Here is a 1,078-nt window from a genome sequence, read left to right on the forward strand (position 1 = left end):
TGCGACTTGACCAGATCGGTCAGCGACATGTCCACGCCGAAGTCCGACTGCAGGGTGGCTTCCAGGCCACGCAGGTCCCACTGCTCGTCCACCGAGTTCGGCGGCACGAAGCGGGCGACGATGTCGAAGATCACGTCGTCGCGGATGCCATCGACGTTGTCCTTCACCGACTCAGCGTCAAGCAGTTCGTCGCGCTGGGCGTAGATCACCTTGCGCTGGTCGTTGTTGACGTCATCGAAGTCCAGCAGGTTCTTGCGGATGTCGAAGTTGTGGGCCTCGACCTTGCGCTGCGCCTTTTCAATCTGGCGGCTGACAAGGCGGTCCTCGATGACGTCGTCTTCCTTCATGCCCATCATGCGCATGGCCTTCTGCACCCAGTCGGAGGCGAAGATGCGCATCAGGTTGTCTTCCAGCGACAGGTAGAAACGGGACGAACCCGGGTCACCCTGGCGGCCCGAACGGCCACGCAGCTGGTTGTCGATACGACGCGATTCGTGGCGCTCGGTGCCGACGATGTGCAGGCCGCCGGCAGCCTTGACCGCGTCATGGCGCTTCTGCCACTCGGTCTTGATGGCTGCCTTCTGTTCGTCGGTCGCGCCTTCGCCCAGCTCGTGGATTTCCGCTTCCAGCGAACCACCCAGCACGATGTCGGTACCGCGACCGGCCATGTTGGTGGCGATGGTCACGGCCGCCGGACGACCGGCGTTGGCAACGATGGTCGCTTCGCGGTCGTGCTGCTTGGCGTTGAGCACTTCGTGCTTCACACCCGCCTTGCGCAGGTGCTCGGACAGCATTTCCGAGGTTTCGATCGAGGTGGTACCCACCAGCACCGGCTGGCCACGCTTGGCGCACTCTTCGATGTCGGCCAGCACCGCATTGAACTTGCCCTTGCGGTTGAGGAACACCTGGTCCGGGCTGTCCTTGCGGATGGTCGGACGGTTGGTCGGGATCACCACCACTTCCAGGCCGTAGATGCTCTGGAACTCGAACGCTTCGGTATCGGCCGTACCGGTCATGCCGGACAGCTTCTTGTACATGCGGAACAGATTCTGGAAGGTGATGCTGGCCAGCGTCTGGT

Annotated in this window: 1 pseudogene; it reads right to left on the bottom strand. The window is 62.6% G+C overall.

Annotated elements, in window-relative coordinates:
• Positions 1–1,078: pseudogene (gene secA, locus DBR20_RS20295) on the bottom strand (preprotein translocase subunit SecA); the annotation flags it as partial.

The organism is Stenotrophomonas sp. HMWF023 (assembly GCF_003060985.1).
Lineage (GTDB): Bacteria > Pseudomonadota > Gammaproteobacteria > Xanthomonadales > Xanthomonadaceae > Stenotrophomonas > Stenotrophomonas lactitubi.